A 1,670-nucleotide genomic window follows, 5' to 3' on the forward strand; every position below is an offset into this window, starting at 1 on the left:
ATAAAATGTACCCTATAGATTAGACAGTTTGAGTTTTTAAAACCCTTACCATTAGACAGTAAGTTTTAACGAAAACCCTTAAATCTATACAATGAGTTTACAGGGAACCCTTAACTTCGGACATGGTTCTGATGATCCCCTTTATTTTGGACAAAATCGATTTTTGACTCCGATTCAGATTGATATTAAAATAAAAATGAATTGGAGGAAATTATGGCAAACAAAAAGTTTACAGAACAAGAAATGCTCACACTGAGAAATAGCAAATATGTGTTGGATGTATCACCGAGCATTGTACATTTCTCGGCAGAATTTAAAAAACTGTTTTGGAAGGAACTGTCAAAGGGCAGGCTTCCACGTGAGATTGTTTCGACTCTTGGGATAGATCCAAATATCTTGGGGGATTCCAGAATAAATGGTCTGAAAACCATGATTGGAAATGAAGTAAAAAAGGGAAATGGTTTTCGAGATCTTAACACCTATGCACAGGGCTGCAACGGATATCTGTCGGCTGAAAATCGGATAAAGTATTTAGAAATGCAACTGGCATATAAAGATCAGGAGATTGAGTTTCTAAAAAAAATTGTATCTTTAAATCCGGAGGCTCCGGAATAATGAAAATATCAGCCCATGCAAAGTATCAGATTATTTATGATACTTTGCAAAAAAACGATAATCTATTGAATGTAGCTGCCATGTGCGAAATTGCAGGAGTATCCCGTTCGGGCTATTACCATTATCTCTCAACAGAAGACCAACGAATGGAAAGAGAGGAACGGGATAGACAGGATTTTCTTTTGATTCTGAAAGCATACCAGTATCGAGGATACCATAAAGGTGCCCGTAGCATATATATGAGGTTGTTGCACATGGAACCGCCTATAGTGATGAATATCAAAAAAATTCGTCGGCTGATGAGGAAATATAACTTACAGTGTCCTATCCGCAAAGCAAATCCCTATCGGAGAATGGCAAAAGCAATGGCAACCGCATATACCGCCCCCAATATAGTAAGCCGTGAATTCGAGGAACACGGACCAAGAAAAATTCTGTTAACAGATATCACGTATATTATAAATGGAAAAGCACCCCGGTGCTATATGTCAACAATTATAGATGCCTGTACCAAGGAACTGTTGTCATGGGTTCTCAGCGAATCATTAGAAATTGATTTTGTATTAGAAACAGTAAAACAGTTAATAGAAAAACATGGAACTGATTTAAGCACAGAAACATTAATACATAGCGATCAGGGTTCCCACTATACCAGCATTAAATTTATCCAATTGTTAAAGGATAATGAACTGAGACAGTCTATGTCACGTAGAGCAAACTGTTGGGACAATGCTCCTCAGGAATCATTCTTTGGTCATATGAAAGATGAATTAGATCTATCAGAGTGCTACAGCTATGAGGAGATATTAAACGCAGTTAGGGATTGGACAGAATACTATAATACAGAACGTTATCAATGGGACTTAGCAAGGTTGTCACCTGTTGAGTATTATCAATATATGACAACAGGAATTTATCCTCTGATAATCCCTAAAGCAAAAGGTGAAAACAATCAATCAGAGGCATCACTTTGATGCCTCTACACAACAAACAAATATAAAATAGAAATCTGAAAAGGAAAAAGTCATAGTGTCCTTGACAAAGGGTACACTTTA

2 protein-coding genes are annotated in these 1,670 nt (G+C 36.9%); both read left to right on the plus strand.

All coding sequences use genetic code 11. From position 1 onward, the window contains the following. Positions 1–213: 213 nt before the first annotated feature. Positions 214–615: an HTH domain-containing protein gene (locus LKD36_RS17415; protein ID WP_308460387.1), complete on the plus strand. Its 402-nt coding sequence runs from the start codon at positions 214–216 to the stop codon at positions 613–615. Then, entirely contained in the window at positions 615–1,589 is a 975-nt protein-coding gene (locus tag LKD36_RS17420; protein ID WP_308460388.1) for an IS3 family transposase, read from the plus strand. Before LKD36_RS17415 ends, LKD36_RS17420 begins: the two co-directional genes overlap by 1 nt. Positions 1,590–1,670 lie beyond the last annotated feature (81 nt).

It is taken from the genome of Hominiventricola filiformis, assembly GCF_020686965.1.
GTDB classification, from domain to species: Bacteria; Bacillota; Clostridia; order Lachnospirales; family Lachnospiraceae; genus Hominiventricola; species Hominiventricola filiformis.